Source organism: Streptomyces apocyni (assembly GCF_009739465.1).
In the GTDB taxonomy this organism is placed as follows: Bacteria; Actinomycetota; Actinomycetes; order Streptomycetales; family Streptomycetaceae; genus Streptomyces; species Streptomyces apocyni.
In genome coordinates this window covers 97,397-114,849 of the sequence record NZ_WHOM01000067.1, presented here as the reverse complement: position 1 = coordinate 114,849, position 17,453 = coordinate 97,397, and the positions used below count along the sequence as shown (strand labels likewise).

16 protein-coding genes and 1 tRNA gene are annotated in these 17,453 nt (G+C 70.5%); 5 read left to right on the top strand and 12 right to left on the bottom strand.

All coding sequences use genetic code 11. The annotated features are described in order from the left end of the window. Positions 1 to 92: 92 nt before the first annotated feature. Positions 93 to 2,816 (top strand): NACHT domain-containing protein, encoded by a 2,724-nt coding sequence (locus GCN81_RS22555; RefSeq protein WP_156726482.1) that lies wholly within the window; start codon positions 93 to 95, stop codon positions 2,814 to 2,816. Between the two features lie 106 nt (positions 2,817 to 2,922). Beyond that, complete coding sequence (locus tag GCN81_RS22550) at positions 2,923 to 3,570, top strand: COG4315 family predicted lipoprotein (protein ID WP_231626913.1); 648 nt, start codon at positions 2,923 to 2,925, stop codon at positions 3,568 to 3,570. 73 nt (positions 3,571 to 3,643) lie between these two features. On the opposite strand, the gene GCN81_RS22545 is transcribed toward GCN81_RS22550, so the two are convergent. Continuing rightward, positions 3,644 to 3,725: transfer RNA gene (locus GCN81_RS22545), tRNA-Tyr, on the bottom strand. A gap of 230 nt (positions 3,726 to 3,955) precedes the next feature. Here GCN81_RS22545 and GCN81_RS22540 point away from each other — a divergent pair. After that, entirely contained in the window at positions 3,956 to 4,444 is a 489-nt protein-coding gene (locus tag GCN81_RS22540) for a YajQ family cyclic di-GMP-binding protein (protein WP_156726481.1), read from the top strand. 158 nt (positions 4,445 to 4,602) lie between these two features. Here the strand turns inward: GCN81_RS22540 and GCN81_RS22535 are convergent, their stop codons facing one another. Then, positions 4,603 to 4,869 carry a GlsB/YeaQ/YmgE family stress response membrane protein gene (locus GCN81_RS22535; protein WP_156726480.1) on the bottom strand — a complete coding sequence of 89 codons (267 nt, stop codon included), beginning with the start codon at positions 4,867 to 4,869 and terminating at the stop codon, positions 4,603 to 4,605. A 143-nt stretch (positions 4,870 to 5,012) separates the two neighbouring features. Here GCN81_RS22535 and GCN81_RS22530 point away from each other — a divergent pair, with 143 nt between their 5' ends. Both GCN81_RS22530 and GCN81_RS22525 read left to right on the top strand, forming a co-directional pair. Next, the gene (locus tag GCN81_RS22530) at positions 5,013 to 6,278 is read left to right on the top strand and encodes an APC family permease (RefSeq protein ID WP_156726479.1); all 1,266 of its coding nucleotides are present in this window, start codon (positions 5,013 to 5,015) and stop codon (positions 6,276 to 6,278) included. 80 nt (positions 6,279 to 6,358) lie between these two features. Then, on the top strand, positions 6,359 to 6,790 hold the full coding sequence (locus GCN81_RS22525; RefSeq protein WP_156726478.1) for a YccF domain-containing protein: 432 nt from the start codon (positions 6,359 to 6,361) through the stop codon (positions 6,788 to 6,790). A 42-nt stretch (positions 6,791 to 6,832) separates the two neighbouring features. On the opposite strand, the gene htpX is transcribed toward GCN81_RS22525, so the two are convergent. The 10 genes from htpX to GCN81_RS22475 form a co-directional block, all read right to left on the bottom strand. Beyond that, entirely contained in the window at positions 6,833 to 7,696 is an 864-nt protein-coding gene (gene htpX / locus GCN81_RS22520; protein ID WP_156726477.1) for a zinc metalloprotease HtpX, read from the bottom strand. Positions 7,697 to 7,852: 156 nt separating this feature from the next. Next, entirely contained in the window at positions 7,853 to 9,409 is a 1,557-nt protein-coding gene (locus GCN81_RS22515) for an NADH-quinone oxidoreductase subunit N (RefSeq protein ID WP_156726522.1), read from the bottom strand. Between the two features lie 86 nt (positions 9,410 to 9,495). Continuing rightward, positions 9,496 to 11,097: a complex I subunit 4 family protein gene (locus GCN81_RS22510; protein WP_156726476.1), complete on the bottom strand. Its 1,602-nt coding sequence runs from the start codon at positions 11,095 to 11,097 to the stop codon at positions 9,496 to 9,498. 3 nt (positions 11,098 to 11,100) lie between these two features. Further along, positions 11,101 to 13,107 carry an NADH-quinone oxidoreductase subunit 5 family protein gene (locus tag GCN81_RS22505; protein WP_156726475.1) on the bottom strand — a complete coding sequence of 669 codons (2,007 nt, stop codon included), beginning with the start codon at positions 13,105 to 13,107 and terminating at the stop codon, positions 11,101 to 11,103. Then, a complete protein-coding gene (gene nuoK / locus GCN81_RS22500; protein WP_156726474.1) occupies positions 13,104 to 13,487 on the bottom strand; it encodes an NADH-quinone oxidoreductase subunit NuoK in 384 nt (127 codons plus the stop codon). Before nuoK ends, GCN81_RS22505 begins: the two co-directional genes overlap by 4 nt. Continuing rightward, on the bottom strand, positions 13,487 to 14,098 hold the full coding sequence (locus GCN81_RS22495; protein WP_156726473.1) for an NADH-quinone oxidoreductase subunit J family protein: 612 nt from the start codon (positions 14,096 to 14,098) through the stop codon (positions 13,487 to 13,489). Before GCN81_RS22495 ends, nuoK begins: the two co-directional genes overlap by 1 nt. Beyond that, the gene (locus GCN81_RS22490) at positions 14,095 to 14,640 is read right to left on the bottom strand and encodes a NuoI/complex I 23 kDa subunit family protein (RefSeq protein ID WP_156726472.1); all 546 of its coding nucleotides are present in this window, start codon (positions 14,638 to 14,640) and stop codon (positions 14,095 to 14,097) included. Before GCN81_RS22490 ends, GCN81_RS22495 begins: the two co-directional genes overlap by 4 nt. Beyond that, on the bottom strand, positions 14,640 to 15,608 hold the full coding sequence (locus GCN81_RS22485; RefSeq protein WP_156726471.1) for a complex I subunit 1/NuoH family protein: 969 nt from the start codon (positions 15,606 to 15,608) through the stop codon (positions 14,640 to 14,642). The genes GCN81_RS22490 and GCN81_RS22485 overlap by 1 nt, the downstream gene beginning before the upstream one ends. Beyond that, positions 15,605 to 16,900, bottom strand: a complete 1,296-nt coding sequence (locus tag GCN81_RS22480; protein ID WP_156726470.1) for an NADH-quinone oxidoreductase subunit C — start codon at positions 16,898 to 16,900, stop codon at positions 15,605 to 15,607. Before GCN81_RS22480 ends, GCN81_RS22485 begins: the two co-directional genes overlap by 4 nt. Further along, positions 16,897 to 17,412 carry an NADH-quinone oxidoreductase subunit B gene (locus GCN81_RS22475; RefSeq protein WP_456115053.1) on the bottom strand — a complete coding sequence of 172 codons (516 nt, stop codon included), beginning with the start codon at positions 17,410 to 17,412 and terminating at the stop codon, positions 16,897 to 16,899. Before GCN81_RS22475 ends, GCN81_RS22480 begins: the two co-directional genes overlap by 4 nt. Positions 17,413 to 17,453 lie beyond the last annotated feature (41 nt).

The following is a 17,453-nucleotide window of genomic DNA, read 5'->3' as shown; positions in this document are numbered from 1 at the left end:
GCAATTCTTCAGCGCGCCCTCCCCTACCCTGGCGGGGCACAGTTCAACTGGCCGCGCAACTGGTCGCGCCGCTCGGACACCTCGGAGGGCAGATGGACCCCGCCGTGATCGGAGCGAGGCTCGCGTCGAGCATCGTGGGCCCGCTGGTGCGGAAGCTGTTTCTCTCCGAAGGCCCCGGCGCCGGACTGGTCGACAAACCCGTGCGCGTATCCCGGCTCGTATCCTTCCGCGGTGAGAAGCGCACGCTGACCGACGACGATCTGTACACGATCGCGGAGGAACTCGTCGGGCGCGCCTCCCAGTCGACCGACGCGGGAGAGTCACTGCCCTCCTTCGAGAAGCGGGCCGTCGCCCACGCCGTAGCGGACTCGCTGCGTGCCATGGAGACGCTCGACATGGACGATGTGCAGGCCGTACGCCTCGGACACCTGGAGCTCTCCCATCATCTCCGCACCCAGAACAGGGCGGCCACCCTCGGCCTGTCGAGCGACGCGGTCGCCCTGCACGCGAGGGTGATGAACACCGCCTGCCTGCACATCCTGAACTTCTTCACGCAGCGGTCCACGTTTGTCCCCCGCACGCTGCTCGAACAGACCCGCAGGCTCGACGAACTGACGCAGAAAATCGACTCGATGATCGCGCGGTCGCCGTCCCCGGCAGACCTGCGCTTCGAGGAACGCTATGCCCACTACATCGCGAGCAAGCACGGCAAGCTGAACATCTTCGGACTCGATCTGTCCGGGGCACCGGAGGCGTGGCGGCTCGACGTGGCCTATCTCAGCCTGGACGCGGCCAGTGGCGCCCGGAACGCCGTGCCCACCCTGGTCTCGGCCGACCATGTCCTCGCGGACCGCAATCGCGTACTCCTCCGTGGCGTGGCCGGGTCCGGGAAGACCACTCTCGTGCAGTGGCTGGCGGTCTCCACCGCGCGCAAGGCCCTCGACGAAAGCCTGCTGTACCTCTACGGACTCGTGCCGTTCGTCCTGCCGCTGCGCACCCTGACGCGAGGTGGTTCCTCCCTCCCCGCGCCCGACGAGTTCCTGTCCACGGTGGACTGCCCCATCGCCAGCCTCCAGCCCCCGGGGTGGTTCGACAGGGTGCTGCGAGCGGGCCGTGGGCTCATCCTGATCGACGGCATCGACGAGATCCCCGAGAACGACCGCAGCGACGCCCGCCGCTGGCTTCGGGACCTCCTCAGCGTCTATCCCGCCAACCGGTGGCTGGTCACCTCCAGGCCATCGGCCGTACGCGAGCACTGGCTGGTCGATGACGACTTCGCCGAGCTGGACCTCGCCCCCATGAGCCGGGACAACGTCGCCGAGTTCGTCAAGCGGTGGCACAAGGCGGCGGGCATGAGCGACCGCTACGCCCTGGAGTTGCTCCGCGCGGTCCGCGCCAAACCGGATCTGAGCCGGATCGCCACCAACCCCCTGATGTGCGCCCTGGTCTGCGCCCTCCATCAGGACCGCCGCGGCTACCTTCCCGAAGGCCGCAAGGAGCTCTACGACGCGGCCCTCTCCATGGTGCTGTTCCGGCGTGATCGCGAGCGCGGTGTCTCCCCGTCAGGACGGATTCGCCTCAGTGAGGCCGAGCACATCCAGCTGATCCAGAAGCTGGCCTACTGGATGATCCGCAACGGCCGATCCGAGATGTACCGCACCGACGCGGTGAAGCTCCTGGGCCAGGCCCTGTCGGCGATGCCGCGCGTCGCCGAGCAGGGCACTCCGGAGGACATCTACCGCCACCTGCTGGTCCGCAGCGGTCTGCTCCGGGAACCCAGCACGGAGTCGATGGATTTCATCCACCGGACCTTCCAGGACTACCTCGGGGCCAAAGCGGCGGTCGAGGAGATCGATTTCGAGTTCCTCATCGCGCACGCCCATCTGGACCAGTGGGAGGACGTCATCAGAATGGCCGTCGCCCACGCACGTCCCACCGAGCGGACCCGCCTGCTCACCGGCCTCATCAGACGCGAGGACGCCTCGCCGCAAGGCATGAACCGCCTCCACCTCCTCGCGGCCGCCTGCCTGGAGCACGCCACCGAGCTCGACCCGGAGGTGCGGGCCGAAGTCCAGCAGCGGGCCAGCGCCCTGATCCCGCCCCGCTCGGCGGACCAGGCTCGTGCGCTGGCCGAGGTCGGGCCCGTCGTCCTGGACCTGCTGCCGGGCCCCCGGCAGCTTCCGCCGCGGCCGCGCGAGGCGCAGCCGTACGCCACGGAGGAGCAGGAGGCTAGCCGGAAGGCGGAGCAGGCCGCGTACCAGGCCGTAGCCGACGAGGCGTACTTCACCGTGCTGTCGGCCACCCGCATCGCGACCGACGCGGCGATCGCCGTGCTCGCCCGGTACCGGAGCCATCCGGACCTTCGGGTACGTACCGAGCTCGCCCGGGCGTGGAGCCGGTTCGACACCGACCTGTACGGCCAGGAGGTGGTCGCCGATCTCACGGAGGACGACCTCTACTTTCCCGTATCCAACCTGGAGCAGCTCAGCGCGCTCAACACGTTCGGCGGCCGCTCCCACATCAAGGTCTCCGGTGAGATCACCACCGCGGACTTCCGCGGCCTCCACAACATCCGGGACTGCCTGACCCACTTGTGGGTGGAGGCCGACATGGGACGCGCCTGGGGTTGGCTGGCCAGCTTTCCCCGCGTGCACTCACTCACCATCGACACGCCTCACCCACGCGTGGATGTCAGCACGCTGAAGGAGGTGTCGTCGCTGCTCACCATCCGCGTGCCGGAGGGTGTCATCGTCACCGGGGCTGACGATCTGCCACGGTCCATGGCGGTCGTGCACGGACGCCTCAACGCCCTCTGAGGGGTCACAGGCGCCGACCGTCGAGCACACACCCCGTACCACCCCCGTACCTCGAACGGGCCCGCCCGCCTTGCCGTGCCCGTGCGGCTGCGTCCGTAGTGGAGGCATGACAGCGGAATCGGCCGAGGAGCACCGGAGGAAGACCGGGATGAAGACCGGGAAGAAGACGACGAGACGGACGAGGGTGGGCGTGGCGGTGGCGACTGTCGCGCTGCTCGCCGCAGTGGGCGGCTGCGGCGACGATGACGACAACGGCGACGCCGGGGCGTCGCCGAGCCCCACCGCGTCCCCCACGGCGACGCAGTCGCCCACGGAATCGCCCACCGCGACGGCCGAGGCCGACGAGGCGGCGACCGTGATGGTGCGCGAGGCGGGCGATCTGGGGCCGATCCTGACCGACGGCGAGGGGCTCACGCTCTACCTCTTCGAGGCGGACGAGGGCGAGGAGTCCACCTGCAACGACGCGTGCGCGGTGGCCTGGCCGCCCCTGACGACGTCGGGCGATCCGCAGGCCGGGGAGGATGCCGACGCCGACCTGCTGGGTACGACGGAGCGGGATGACGGCAGTACCCAGGTCACGTACAACGGGCACCCGCTGTACTACTTCCAGAACGACAAGGAGCCCGGCGACACCACGGGCCAGGGCGTGGTGGGCTTCGGAGCCGCGTGGTTCGCCCTGACCGCCTCCGGCGACAAGGCCGAGGGCGACGCCCAGGACTCCGGCGACGACGACGCCGTCACCGGCGGCTACTGACACCCCCGCCTGACCGTACGACAATGGGCCCTTGGCCTGCGATAGTCGCAGGCCAAGGGCCCATTGTCTCGTGTGGCGGCGCCAGGATTCGAACCTGGGAAGGCTGAGCCGGCAGATTTACAGTCTGCTCCCTTTGGCCGCTCGGGCACACCGCCGGGTTTGCCGCCGTGGAGCCGCTTTGCGGCGGCTGTCCGTGGCAACGACGTAAACGATACCTGATGCCCAGGGGTGCTTCGCCACCCGATTGAACAGCGCTCCACGGACGGCTGGTGACTAGGCTTTGCGGGTGTGGGCCGGGCCACCGGCCGTACGTTCCGTCGAGCCGTCGCGCACGCGGACGAGCCCGCACGCATCCCCGAACCCCGAGTACAAGGAGCCACAGGACATGGCCGACTCCAGTTTCGACATCGTCTCGAAGGTCGAGCGGCAGGAGGTCGACAACGCCCTCAACCAGGCCGGCAAGGAGATCTCCCAGCGCTACGACTTCAGGAACGTCGGAGCCTCGATCGCCTGGTCCGGCGAGAAGATCCTGATGGAGGCGAATTCGGAGGAACGGGTCAAGGCGATCCTCGATGTCTTCCAGACCAAGCTGGTCAAGCGCGGGATCTCGCTGAAGGCCCTGGACGCCGGTGAGCCGCAGATCTCCGGCAAGGAGTACAAGATCTTCGCCTCGATCGAGGAGGGCATCTCCCAGGAGAACGCGAAGAAGGTCGCGAAGATCATCCGCGACGAGGGCCCGAAGGGTGTGAAGGCCCAGGTGCAGGGCGACGAGCTGCGGGTCAGCTCCAAGAGCCGGGACGACCTGCAGGCCGTACAGGCGCTGCTGAAGGGGCAGGACTTCGACTTCGCGCTGCAGTTTGTGAACTACCGGTGACGTTGGGCTGATTGAGCGGTTGGGCCAGAGACGCGAGAGGGCGGGCATCCCGGTGGGTGCCCGCCCTTCGCTCTGTCAGCCTTTCGCTTTCCGTCGGCCTTTCGCTGCCGTCAGCCCCGCGTTTTCTGTCAGGCGTGCGCTCTTTGTCAGCTCGGGTGTCAGCGTCGGGAGTTGCCGAACAGGAGGCGGTATCCGATCAGCAGGAGCAGTGCGCCGCCGATCGCGGACAGCCAGGTGGCCATGTCGTAGAACTCGTTGGCGATCGGGCGGTCGAGGAAGCGGGCCGAGACCCAGCCGCCGACGAACGCCCCGGCTATGCCGATCAGGACCGTGCCGATCAGGCCGCCAGGGTCGCGGCCGGGCAGCAGGATTTTCGCGATGGCGCCGGCTAGCAGCCCCAGAATGATCCAGCTGATGATGCCCATGCCGTGAACCTGCCCTTCGAGTTGCGCGGAGCTCGCCCTGTGGGCCTGTCTCTGCCGCTGGTGCGTCTTTGCCGCTGGTGCGTCTTTCCTGGAGGACGCATCGGTATGCGAGGGCGGTTGCGGGGATCAGTAGGGTGCGGCGCATGACACAGGAGCTGCGCCGGACGCTGGGCGTCACCGATGCGGTGATGATCGGCCTCGGGTCGATGCTGGGGGCCGGGATCTTCGCGGCGCTGGGGCCCGCGGCGGATGCCGCGGGGTCGGGGCTGCTGTTCGGGCTCGGGGTGGCGGCGGTGATCGCGTACTGCAACGCCGTGGCGTCGGCGCGGCTGGCGGCGCGGTATCCGGCGTCGGGTGGGACGTATGTGTACGGGCGTGAGCGGCTCGGGGAGTTCTGGGGGTATCTGGCCGGGTGGGCGTTCGTCGTCGGCAAGACGGCCTCCTGCGCGGCGATGGCGCTGACGGTCGGGGCGTACGTCTGGCCGGGACAGGCGCAGGCGGTGGCGGTGGCCGCGGTGGTGGCGCTGACCGCCGTGAACTACGGGGGCGTTCAGAAGTCGGCCTGGCTGACGCGGACGATCGTCGCGGGGGTGCTCGCGGTGCTGGCGGCGGTGGTCGTGGTGTGTGTGGGGTCGGGCGACGCGGAGTTCGCGCGGCTTGGCTCGGGGACCTACGGGGGCGTGGGCGGGGTGTTGCAGGCCGCTGGGCTGCTGTTCTTCGCCTTCGCGGGGTACGCGCGGATCGCGACGCTCGGCGAGGAGGTACGGGAGCCGGAGCGGACGATTCCGCGGGCGATCCCGCTGGCCCTCGGTATCACGCTGGTGGTGTACGCGGCTGTCGCGGTCGCGGTGCTCTCCGTACTGGGGTCGGACGGGCTCGCGGGGGCGACGGCGCCGCTGGCCGACGCCGTGCGGGCGGCGGGGGTGCCGGAGCTGGCGCCGGTGGTGCGGGTGGGTGCCGCGGTGGCGGCGCTCGGCTCTCTGCTCGCGCTGATCCTCGGCGTGTCGCGTACGTCGCTCGCCATGGCGCGGGACAGGCATCTGCCGGCCGCGCTCGCCGCCGTACACCCGCGCTTCCAGGTGCCGCACCGGGCGGAGCTGGCGGTGGGTGTCGTGGTCGTGGCGGTGGTTCTGGTGGCGGATGTGCGGGGCGCGATCGGCTTCTCGTCGTTCGGGGTGCTGATGTACTACGCGATCGCCAACGCCTCGGCCTGGACGCTTGGCCCTGGCGTACGGCGCGTACTGCCGGTGCTGGGTCTGGCCGGGTGCCTGGTGCTGGCCTTCGCGCTGCCGCTGTCGTCGGTGCTGACGGGGGCGGCGGTACTCGGGGTGGGCGCGGGGGCGTACGCGGTCAGGCGGCGGCTGAGGACTGGGCGAGCTGGCGGGCGGGCCGGGCACACCGGGGGCTAGCTTCGGCCTGGATATCCGGCTTCGGGCCGGATACTGGGGGCAGGGACCACTGCGGCTGTTCACGACGGAGGGCAACGACCATGAAGCTGATCAACCTGATTCTCAACCTCCTGTGGTTGATCTTCTGCGGGATCTGGATGGCGCTCGCCTACACCGTGGCCGCGCTCATCTGCTTCGTCCTGATCATCACGATCCCCTTCGGGATCGCCGCGCTGCGGAACGCCGTGTTCGTGCTGTGGCCCTTTGGGCGTACGACGGTGGAGAAGGCGGATGCCGGGACCCCGTCGCTGATCGGCAATGTGATCTGGATCATCGTCGCGGGCTGGTGGCTCACCATCGGTCACATCCTGACCAGCATCCCGCTGTTCCTGTCGATCATCGGCATCCCCTTCGGGTGGGCGAACCTGAAGCTGATCCCGATGGCACTGATGCCGCTGGGGCGGGAGATCGTGTCGACGGACCAGGCGTTCGGGGCGCGTAGCGGCTCCGGCTCCGGCTCCGGCTCCTGGTGAGCCCACCGCGCCACGTCGGCCGCCTCGCCCGCGTCGGCCGCGTCAGGTCTGGCGGCCCGCCATCTGCTCCAGACGGCTGATGCGTTCCGCCATCGGGGGGTGAGTCGAGAACATCTTCGCCATCCCCTGCCCCGGCCGGAAGGGGTTCGCGATCATCATGTGGCTGGCCGCCTCGATCTTGGGCTCGGGCGGCAGCGGCAACTGCCGGGTACCGGCCTCCAGTTTGCGCAGGGCGCTGGCCAGGGCCAGCGGATCGCCGGTGAGCTGAGCGCCGGACGCGTCCGCCTCGTACTCCCTGGAGCGGCTGATCGCCAGCTTGATGACGGACGCGGCGAGCGGGCCGAGGAGCATGATCAGCAGCATGCCGAGGATGCCGGGGCCGCCGCCGTTGTTGTTCGACCTCCCCGGCATCAGCCAGGCGAAGTTGACCAGAAACATGATCACTGAGGCGAGGGCGCCCGCGACCGAGGAGATCAGGATGTCGCGGTTGTAGACATGGCTGAGCTCATGGCCGATGACGCCGCGCAGCTCACGCTCGTCCAGGATTCGCAGGATGCCGTCGGTGCAGCAGACGGCGGCGTTGCGCGGATTACGGCCGGTGGCGAAGGCGTTCGGGGCCTCGGTGGGTGAGATGTACAGCCGCGGCATGGGCTGGCGGGCCTGGGTGGAGAGCTCCCGGACCATCCGGTAGAGCGCGGGCGCCTCGAACTCGCTGACCGGGCGGGCGCGCATGGCCTTCAGGGCGAGCTTGTCGCTGTTCCAGTACGCGTACGCGTTGGTGCCGATGGCGACGACGAGGGCGACGAGCAGGCCCGTACGCCCGAAGAAACTGCCGATGACGAGGATGAGCGCGGACAGTCCCCCGAGGAGCAGGGCAGTCTTCAGGCCGTTGTGGCGGCGGTGCACGGTGCGCCCTCCTGTGGTGCCGGTGGGGAACCCTTCACTGGCGGGTTTCCACTCTCCAGTGGACCTTCCCTTCCTGGTCAACGCCAGGCGGAGGGTGCTAGTTCCCTTGTGCGCACCGGGGGCGGTGTGGTCCGTACGGGTGAGGGGGCGGGGCCGTCAGAACAGCACGGTGGCCGAGAACCGCAGGACGAGTTGCGGCGCTCCGGACAGCACGATGCCAAGGACGGCCGTCAGCGCGATGGCCACGGTGAGGGGGGCCGGGGCGGCGGCGTGCCGTCGCCGTTCCGCTTCGCCCTCGCGCGCCTCCGCTCCCCGCGTCACCCCTTCGGGTGCGCGGAACAGGACCGCGGTCCACTGGAGGTAGTAGACGAGCGCGATCACGACGTTGGCGGCCATGACGACCGCGAGCCAGCCCAGGCCCGCGTCGACGGCCGCCGAGAAGACGGTGACCTTCGCGAAGAGGCCGATGACGCCCGGCGGCAGGCCGGCCAGGGAGAGCAGGAAGAAGCCCAGCGCGAGCGCGGTCAGGGGCCGGGTCGCGTAGAGGCCGCGGTAGTCGCTGAGGCGGTTGAGTGGCCGCGTACGGGCGACGAGGGCGGCGACCGCGAAGGCGCCGAGGTTCACGGCGGCGTACATCAGGGCGTACGCGACGGTCGCGCCGATCGCCTTCTCGGTGTCGGCGGCGGTGTCCGCGTACCCGGCCGCGGCGATCGGTACGAGGAGGAACCCGGCCTGCCCGACCGATGACCAGGCCAGCAGACGGACCGCGCTGTACGCGCGCGTGGCGCTCTGTCGCAGGGCCGCGACATTGCCCACGGTCATGGTCAGGGCGGCGAGTACGGCGAGTGCGGGGCCCCACACGTCGGCGTACGAGGGGAAGGCGACGACGGTGACCAGGATGAGGCCGGTGAAGCCGACCGCCTTGCCGACCACGGACAGATAGGCGGCGACCGGCAGCGGCGCGCCGATGTACGTGTCGGGCACCCAGAAGTGGAAAGGCACCGCGGCCGTCTTGAAGGCGAAGCCGACGAGGGTCAGGGCGACGCCGACCCGAGCGAGGGTCTGGAGCTGTCCGTCGACCTCGGTGAGTTGCGTGGCGATCTCGGTGAGGTGCAGGGTGCCGGTCGCGGCGTAGACGAAGCTGACGCCCAGGAGGGTCACGGCGGTCGCGGTGACCGATGACAGGAAGAACTTGAGGGCCGATTCCGAGGAGCGCCGGTCGCCACGCTTGAGGCCGACGAGCGCGAAGGCGGGCAGCGAGGCGACCTCAAGTGCGACGACGAGCGTCGCGAGGTCGCGGGACGCGGGGAGCAGTGCGGCGCCGGCGGCCGAGGAGAGCAGCAGGAACCAGAACTCCCCTTCGGGGAGTTCCTTGTCCTTCAGGGGACTGATCGACAGCAGCGCGGTGAGCAGCGCTCCGGCGAGCACCAGGAACTGGATGACGAGGGTGAAGTGGTCGGCTGTGTAGCTGCACACGTCCGCGTCGGTGGTCAGGCAGAAGGTCGCGCGGTCGCCGTCGAGCAGCGGCAGCAGCGCGAGGCACGCCGCGGCGAGGCCCGCGACGGAGATCCAGGCGAGAACCGTCTTGCGGGTGTCGCGAACGAACAGGTCCGCGACGAGGACGATCAGGCCGACGGCCGCCGCGATGGCGGGTGGCGCGATCGCGAGCCAGTCGACGGACTGCACGAGGCTGCCTGCGGCCGTCGCGGTCATGTCCTGCGCTGCGGAGACCCGTGCTGCGGAGCCCTGCGCTGTCATGCCCTGGGCTGTCATGTCCTGCGCGATCGTGCCTTGCGCGATCATCCCTTGCCTCCTGCGAGGAGCTTCTGCACGGCCGGGTCGGTGAGGCCGAGCAGCAGCGCGGGCCAGAGTCCGGCGAGGACGGTGAGGGCGACGAGCGGGGTCCAGGCGGCGAACTCGTAGCGCTGCACGTCGGCGAGTTGCGGCAGGTCGGGTTCGGGGCGCGGTCCCATGCAGACGCGGCGGACCACGACCAGCAGATACGCGGCGGTGAGCAGCGTGCCGAAGCCGCCGATCGCCACGAAGGTGAGGAAGGCGGAGCGGTTGAGGCCGTCGGCGGGGTTGAAGGCACCGAACAGCGCGAGCATCTCGCCCCAGAATCCGGCGAGTCCGGGCAGTCCGAGTGAGGCGACGGCGCCGAAGGCGAGGAGGCCGCCGAAGCGCGGGGCGCGGCCGTAGAGCGCGGCACCGCTGTGGCGGGCGAGCGTGTCCAGGTCGGTGGTTCCGGTGCGGTCCTTCAAGGCGCCGACCAGGAAGAAGAGCAGGCCGGTGATGAGGCCGTGGGCGATGTTGGCGAAGAGCGCGCCGTTGACTCCGGTCGGGGTCATGCTGGCGATGCCGAGGAGGACGAAGCCCATGTGGCCGACGGACGAGTACGCGATGAGGCGCTTGAGGTCGCCCTTGGCGCCCTGCCGCGCCAACGCCAGGCAGGCGAGGGACCCGTAGATGATGCCGACGACCGCGAAGGCGGCGAGGTAAGGCGCGAAGGTCCGCATGCCGTCCGGGGCGATGGGGAGCAGGATGCGCACGAACCCGTAGGTGCCCATCTTGAGCAGGACCCCGGCGAGGAGGACCGAGCCGACGGTGGGCGCGGCGGTGTGCGCGTCCGGCAGCCAGCTGTGCAGCGGCCACATCGGGGTCTTCACGGCCAGCCCGATGCCGACCGCCAGAACGGCGATGACCTGCACGGATGTGGTGAGGCCCCGGCCATTGTCAGTGGCGAGTGCCACCATGTCGAATGTGCCGGAGTTCAGACCGATCAGGAGGAGGCCCAGCAGCATGACGACCGAGCCGAGCAGCGTGTAGAGGATGAACTTCCAGGCGGCCTCCGCACGTTGGCCACCACCCCAGCGGGCGATCAGGAAGTACATCGGGATGAGCACCATCTCGAACGCCAGGAAGAACAGCAGCAGGTCGAGTACGGCGAAGGTCGCGAGGGTGCCGGACTCGAGGACCAGCAGCAGCGCGACGAATGCCTTGGGAGACGAGCCCGTTGCCCGCGGCGCCAGCCGCTGATGTTGCTGTTTGAAGTAGCTGTAGAGCGCGCAGAGGAAGGTCAGCAGCGCGGTCAGGACGACGAGGGGGAGCGAGATACCGTCGATACCGAAGTGAAGCCGGATGCCCAGGGCCGGAATCCAGCTGATGTCCGTTGTGGCCTGCATCCGCGCCGGTTCGCCGTGGTCGAAGCCCGCGGCGAGGACGAGGGCCGCCGCGAGGACGGCGCCGGTGACGGTCACGCCGTGCCGGAGTACGGCCTGGTCGGGTGAGGTGCCCTTCAGCCCGGGCGGGGCGGGCAGCAGCGCCGCTGCCGCACCAACCAGCGGCGCGACCACCACGAAGAGGAGGAGGAACTGCATGACGGTGTCGTTGATATCGATCACGGCTCAGGCTCCCGCTGCGACGAGGACGACGGCGACGGCCAGCACGACGGAGCCGGCGAGCAAGACGCTCAAGTAGGTCTGCACATTGCCGGTCTGGGCACGGCGGGCGGCTGTGCCGAGCCACCGGGGGGTGGCTCCGACGCCGCGTACGTAGGTCTCGACGACCTCGCGGTCGAGGAACCTGACCAGCGTCGCTGCCCCGCGCACGGGGCGGACGAACAGGGCGGCGTACACGGCGTCCAGCTGGAAGCCGGTGGCGGCGTGGCGGTGCAGCGGGCCGAGCATAAGGCGTCCTGGGTCGGCGGGGTCGTGGGCGGCTGCGACCGAACCGTATGCCGGGGCGTGCGTGGAGATCGCCTCGGACTCCGAGACCGCGGGGGTGGCGTCGGGGTGCGCCGCCACCGCGCCCAGGGGGACTTGGGCGGCAAGGGCTGTGGTGTGCCGCCAGGCGCCGTAGGTGACGACGCCGCCGACGAGGGCGAGGCCAGTGCCGAGGATGGAGGTGGTGAGGGTCGGGGCGAGCGAGTCGCCGTCGAACCAGTCGGGCAGCGTCCCCACGCTCAGGCCGAAGGCGAGCGAGGGGACGGCGAGCACCCAGAGCACGGCGTTCATGGCGACGGGCTGCCTGCCGTGGTCGGGGGCGTCGGCCCCGCTGCCGTTGAAGGCGAGCAGCCACAGGCGCATCGCGTAGGCGGCGGTGAGCAGGGCCGAGGCCAGTCCGGCGACGAGGACGAGCCAGCCCGCGGTGCCGGGGACGGCGGCCGCGTGCCCGGTGGCCGCGTGCTCGGCGGCACCGAGCACGGCCTCCTTGGAGAAGAAGCCGCTGAACGGCGGGACCGCGGCGAGCGCGAGCAGCGCCACGGTCATCGTCCAGTAGGCGTCGGGCACCCGGTGGCGCAGGCCCCGCATGCGGGACATGGCGGCCAGGGAGTTGGTACCCGCGGCGTGGATGATCACGCCGGCGGCGAGGAAGAGGAGCGCCTTGAAGGCGCCGTGCGACAGGAGGTGGAAGACGGCGGCGCCACGGTCGCCGACGGCGAGGGCGCCGGTCATATAGCCGAGCTGACCGACGGTCGAGTAGGCCAGTACGCGCTTGATGTCGTCCTGGGCGAGGGCCGCGAGGGCGGAGCCAACCATCGTGACGGCGGCCATCACGGCGAGGACGACCAGCGCGGCCGCCGAGGCCGCGAAGACGGGAAGGAGCCGGGCCACGAAGTAGACACCGGCGGCGACCATCGTCGCGGCGTGGATGAGGGCGGAGACGGGCGTCGGGCCCGCCATCGCGTCCGGCAGCCAGGTGTGCAGCGGGAACTGCGCCGACTTGCCCGCGACGCCCGCGAGCAGGAGGAGGGCGATCAGGGTCGGATGGTCGAGGCCGCCCGCCGCGACGGTGTCCAGGATGGTGGTGATCCGGAACGAACCAGCGTCGGTGGCGAGCGCGAACAGGCCGATCAGAAAGGGGACATCGCCCAGCTTGGTGACCAGGAAGGCCTTGAGCGAGGCGGCACGGGCCTCGGGGGTCTCCCAGTAGTGGCCGACCAGGAAGTACGAGCAGATGCCCATGACCTCCCAGCCGACCAGCAGCACCATCAGATCGCCGGAGTAGACGACGAGCAGCATCGCGGAGGTGAAGAGCGAGACCAGAGCGGCGTACGAGGGATAGCGCGGGTCGTCGCGCAGATAACCCGTCGAGTAGATCTGCACACAGGACGCGACGACGCCGACCAGGACGGCGACCAGTGCGGCGAAGCCGTCGATGTGCAGGGCCAGTTCGATGGGGATCGAACCGGTGGGAGTGAGTTCGGTGGCCGCGTCCAGCGGTGCTGTGCCGTCTCCGGTTCCTCCGCCCTGGCGGACGGCGACCAGCACGGCCAGCACCATCGACGTCAGGGCTGGCAGTACGGCGAGGGGGCGTACGAAACCGGGGGCCTTGCGGCCGACGAGCAAGCCGGTGACGGCGCCCAGGAACGGCAGAAGGGGGACGAGTACGGCGAGGGTCGTGGTGGTCACGCGGTGGCCTCAGCCTTCTTCGCCGCGGCGGCTGCTTCGTCGGTGTCGTCGGCGTCGTCGGTGTCGTCGTCAGGGCCCTCCGCCGTGTCGCGGAGGCGGTCGACGTCGGAGGTGCCTCGGTTGCGGTAGACCATCAGCACGATCGCCAGGCCGATGCCGATCTCGGCGGCGGCGATGGCGATGGTGAAGAGGGTGAGCGCCTGGCCCGCGTGGAGGCTGTCCCGCAGCCAGACGTCGAAGGCGACCAGGTTGAGGTTGACCGCGTTGAGCATCAGCTCGACGGACATCAGGACCAGGATCGCGTTGCGCCGGGCCAGTACGCCGTACAGCCCGACGCAGAAGAGGAGGGCGGCGAGTACGGCGGGGTAGGCGAGATGCATCAGCTCTTCCCCTCTTCTCTTCTGCCTTCGCTGGCTTCCCTGGCTTGGCTGCCTTGTCTGCTCTCCTCGTTGGTGGTGCCGTTCTTGCGGGAGAGGACGATCGCGCCGACGAGGGCGGCGAGCAGGAGGACGGACAGTGCCTCGAAGGGCAGCACCCAGTGCCGGAAGAGGATCGCGCCGACATCCCCGGTCGAGCCCTGGGCGGTGTCCAGGTCGATCCACTGCGTACGGAAGGCGTCCACCACGACCCAGACCAGGGCGGCCGCGGCGCCCCCGGCGACCGCGAGCGCGGCCCAGCGGTTGCCGGAGTCGGCGTCCGGGGAGGGGCCGATGGGCGCCTTGGTGAGCATCAGTCCGAAGAGGAGGAGGACCACGACGGAACCGACGTAGATCAGGACCTGCATCCAGGCGATGAACTCGGCTGTGAGGAGGAGGTATTCGACGGCGACCCCGCCGAGCGTGACGACCAGCCACAGCGCGGCGTGCACCAGCTGCTTGCTGGTGACGGTGATGAGCGCCGCGCCGAGCGTGACCACGCCGACGAGCAGGAAGACGATCTCGACGCCGGTCGGGGAGAGGAAGCCCTGGGGTGCGGTCGCAGCGAGGGTCACTCCTGGCCCTCCTGCCGCTGCTGCGCCGCCAGCTTGTCGGCGGCCTTGCGGGCGGCGGCGATCTCCTTTGGTTCCTCGGCGCCGGGGTCGAGGGCGGGCGGTGCGGGCACCGTCCACATCCACTCGCGGAGCTTGTCGCGCTCGTGGGTGAGCTCGTGGATGTCGGTCTCCGCGTACTCGAACTCCGGGGACCAGAACAGCGCGTCGAAGGGACAGACCTCAATGCAGATACCGCAGTACATACAGAGCGAGAAGTCGATCGCGAAGCGGTCCAGGACGTTGCGGCTGCGCTCGCGGCCGCCGGGTGCGGCGGGCGGCACCGTCTCCTTGTGGGAGTCGATGTAGATGCACCAGTCGGGGCACTCGCGGGCGCACAGCATGCACACCGTGCAGTTCTCCTCGAACAGCCCGATGACGCCGCGGGTGCGGGGCGGGAGGTCCGGCTGGACGTCCGGGTACTGGGCGGTGACGGTCTTCTTCGTCATCGTCCTGAGGGTGACGGCGAGGCCCTTGGCCAGGCCGCTGCCGGGGATGGGGGGCACTACTGGATCACCACCTTGACGATGCCGGTGAGGGCGATCTGGGCGAGGGCGAGCGGGACGAGGGTCGTCCAGGCGAGCTTCTGGAGCTGGTCTTCGCGCAGTCGCGGGGTGGTGACGCGCAGCCAGATGATCACGAAGGCGAGCACGGCCGTCTTGAGCAGGGTCCACACCCAGCCGAGACCGTCGGCGCCCCAGGGGCCGTGCCAGCCGCCGAGGAAGAGGACGGTGGTGAGACCGCAGAGGATGACGATTCCGGCGTACTCGGCGAGCAGGAAGAGGGCGAAGCGGAGGCCGGTGTACTCGGTGTACGCGCCGAAGATGATCTCCGAGTCGGCGATCGGCATGTCGAAGGGCGGCCGTTGCAGCTCAGCGAGACCGGCGACGAAGAAGACGAAGGCGCCGATGATCTGCCAGGGCAGCCACCACCACTCGAAGGCGTCGAGGATGCCGACGAGCGAGACGGTGCCCGCGGCCATCGCGACGGAGGCGGCGGCGAGCAGCATCGGCAGCTCGTACGACAGGAGCTGGGCGGCGGTACGGAGGCCGCCGAGGAGGGAGAACTTGTTGGCGGAGGCCCAACCGGCCATCAGCGAGCCGAGTACGCCCGCGCCCATGACGGCGAGGACGAAGAAGATGCCCGCGTCGACGACCGTGCCGACCGCGCCTTCGCCGGGGCCGATCGGGATGGCCACGATGACGATGAGGTACGGGATGAGGGCGACGGCCGGGGCCAGCTGGAAGATACGGCGGTCGGCGTTGGCCGGGACGACGTCTTCCTTCTGGGCGAACTTGACGCCGTCGGCGATGAGCTGGGCCCAGCCGTGGAAGCCACCCGCGTACATCGGGCCGAGGCGGCCCTGCATGTGGGCCATCACCTTGTGCTCGGTCTGGCCGACGACGAGCGGGAGGACCAGAAAGACGGCGAGGACGACGAGGAGTCGCAGGGCGACGTCGAGTACGTCGTTCATGCGGGGGTTCCTCCGGCGGAGTTGTCGGGCCGCGGCCCGTCGGGGCCGGGCTCGTCAGTCCCGGTCTCGTCGTCGGTACTGGCCTTGGGTGGCCGGGGGGTGCGGGGTTCGGCGGGGTCCGGAGGCGCGACGTCGGCGTCGTTCGTGGCCTCGGCTTCGGCGGCGTCGGCCTGCGCGGGCGGCGCCGCCTCGTCCTCCTGGTCGGCGAAGGCCGGACGGGCGTGGTGCCAGGGCGCGTCGGAGCCACGGGGGCGACGCGGGGCGGCGCGGGGCGGGGCGGGCTCGGCGGTCGCCCCGGGCGCCGGGGCGTCGCCGGACTCGGCGGCCGGGGGCGCGGAAGCGTCGCGGGACTCGGGTGCCGCCGACGCGCCGGCTTCGGCTTCGGCTTCGCTGGACGCGGCGGCGGCCTGGGGCTCGGAGTCGCCCTTCGCCGCGTCCGACTGGCTCGCCGAGCCTTCGGCGGCGCTGCGGGTACGACGCGGGGCCCGTGGGGCGGCGCCGGTCGCCTGGCCGGGGGCGCCCTCGGGCGGCGCCGTGCCCAAGCTGGGCGTGGCGGGCGCGTCAGCCTGGCTCGCTGAGCCCTCGGCCGCGGTGCGGGTACGACGAGGGGCTTCACCACTGGTCTGGCTCGCTGAGCCCTCGCCTGCTGTGCGGGTGCGGCGGGCTGGGCGGTCGCCCGGGGGTGTGGCGCGGGCGGCGCCACGGGCCGGACGGGCCGGGGCCGGAGGGAGTTGGCCCTTCTGGGGGCCCCAGTCGTTGGGGTCAGGGACGCCAGGCGGCAGCATCTGGCGGCGCTTGGGGCCGCCGTGCTCGGACTCGCCCGGTTCCTTCGCGCCGGGCCAGGCCTTCGCGACGCGGGCCGCGAGGACGAAGTCCTTGCGCAGCGGGTGGCCTTCGAAGCCGTCGGGGAGGAGGAGCGGGGTGAGTCCAGGGTGGCCCGTGAAGTCCACGCCGAACATCTCGTGCGTCTCCCGCTCGTGCCAGGCCGCGCCCGCGTACACCCCGACGGCGGAGGCCAGCACCGGCGCGGAGTGCGGGACCGTCGTACGCAGGAGCAGGCGGCGTACCGGATGCAGCGCCACCACATGGGCCGAGACCCGGAAGCCGGTGCCGGGCTCGTCCACGGCACTGAGCCAGTCGAAGAAGGAGCAGCCGAGGTCGGCGCGGGCGGTCAGCAGCGCCTCCGTCCAGCTGGCGGCGGGCACGTCGACGGTGAGCAGGTCGTACGCGTCCTCGACCGTCGCCTCCTCGCCGAAGAGTTCCGTGACCGGGCGCGGGAGCCAGTTCGTCACCGGTCGCCGCCTTCCGCCGACGGCGGCTTCACCAGGCCGCTCCGCAGCGCCGCGGTCGACGGCCGCCCCACCGCGCCGTACCGCTCGCCCAGCGACTCGCGCGCGATCTTCTCCTGGAGCTTGAGGATGCCCTGCAGCAGTGCCTCCGGGCGCGGCGGGCAGCCGGGTACGTACACATCGACCGGGATGATCTGGTCGACGCCCTTGGTCACCGAGTACGAGTCCCAGTACGGGCCGCCGCAGTTGCTGCACGCGCCGAAGGAGATGACGTACTTCGGCTCGGGCATCTGCTCGTAGAGCCGCTTCACGGCCGGGGCCATCTTGTCGGTGACCGTCCCGGACACCACCATCAGGTCGGCCTGCCGGGGCCCCGGCGCGAAGGGAATGACACCGAGCCGGATGAAGTCGTGGCGGGCCATCGACGCGGCGATGAACTCGATGGCACAGCAGGCGAGTCCGAAGTTGAAGACCCACAGGCTGTAGCGGCGGCCCCAGTTGAGCACCACCTTCATCGGCTCGGGAGCGAGCCGTGCCAACGCGCCAAGCCTCGGCT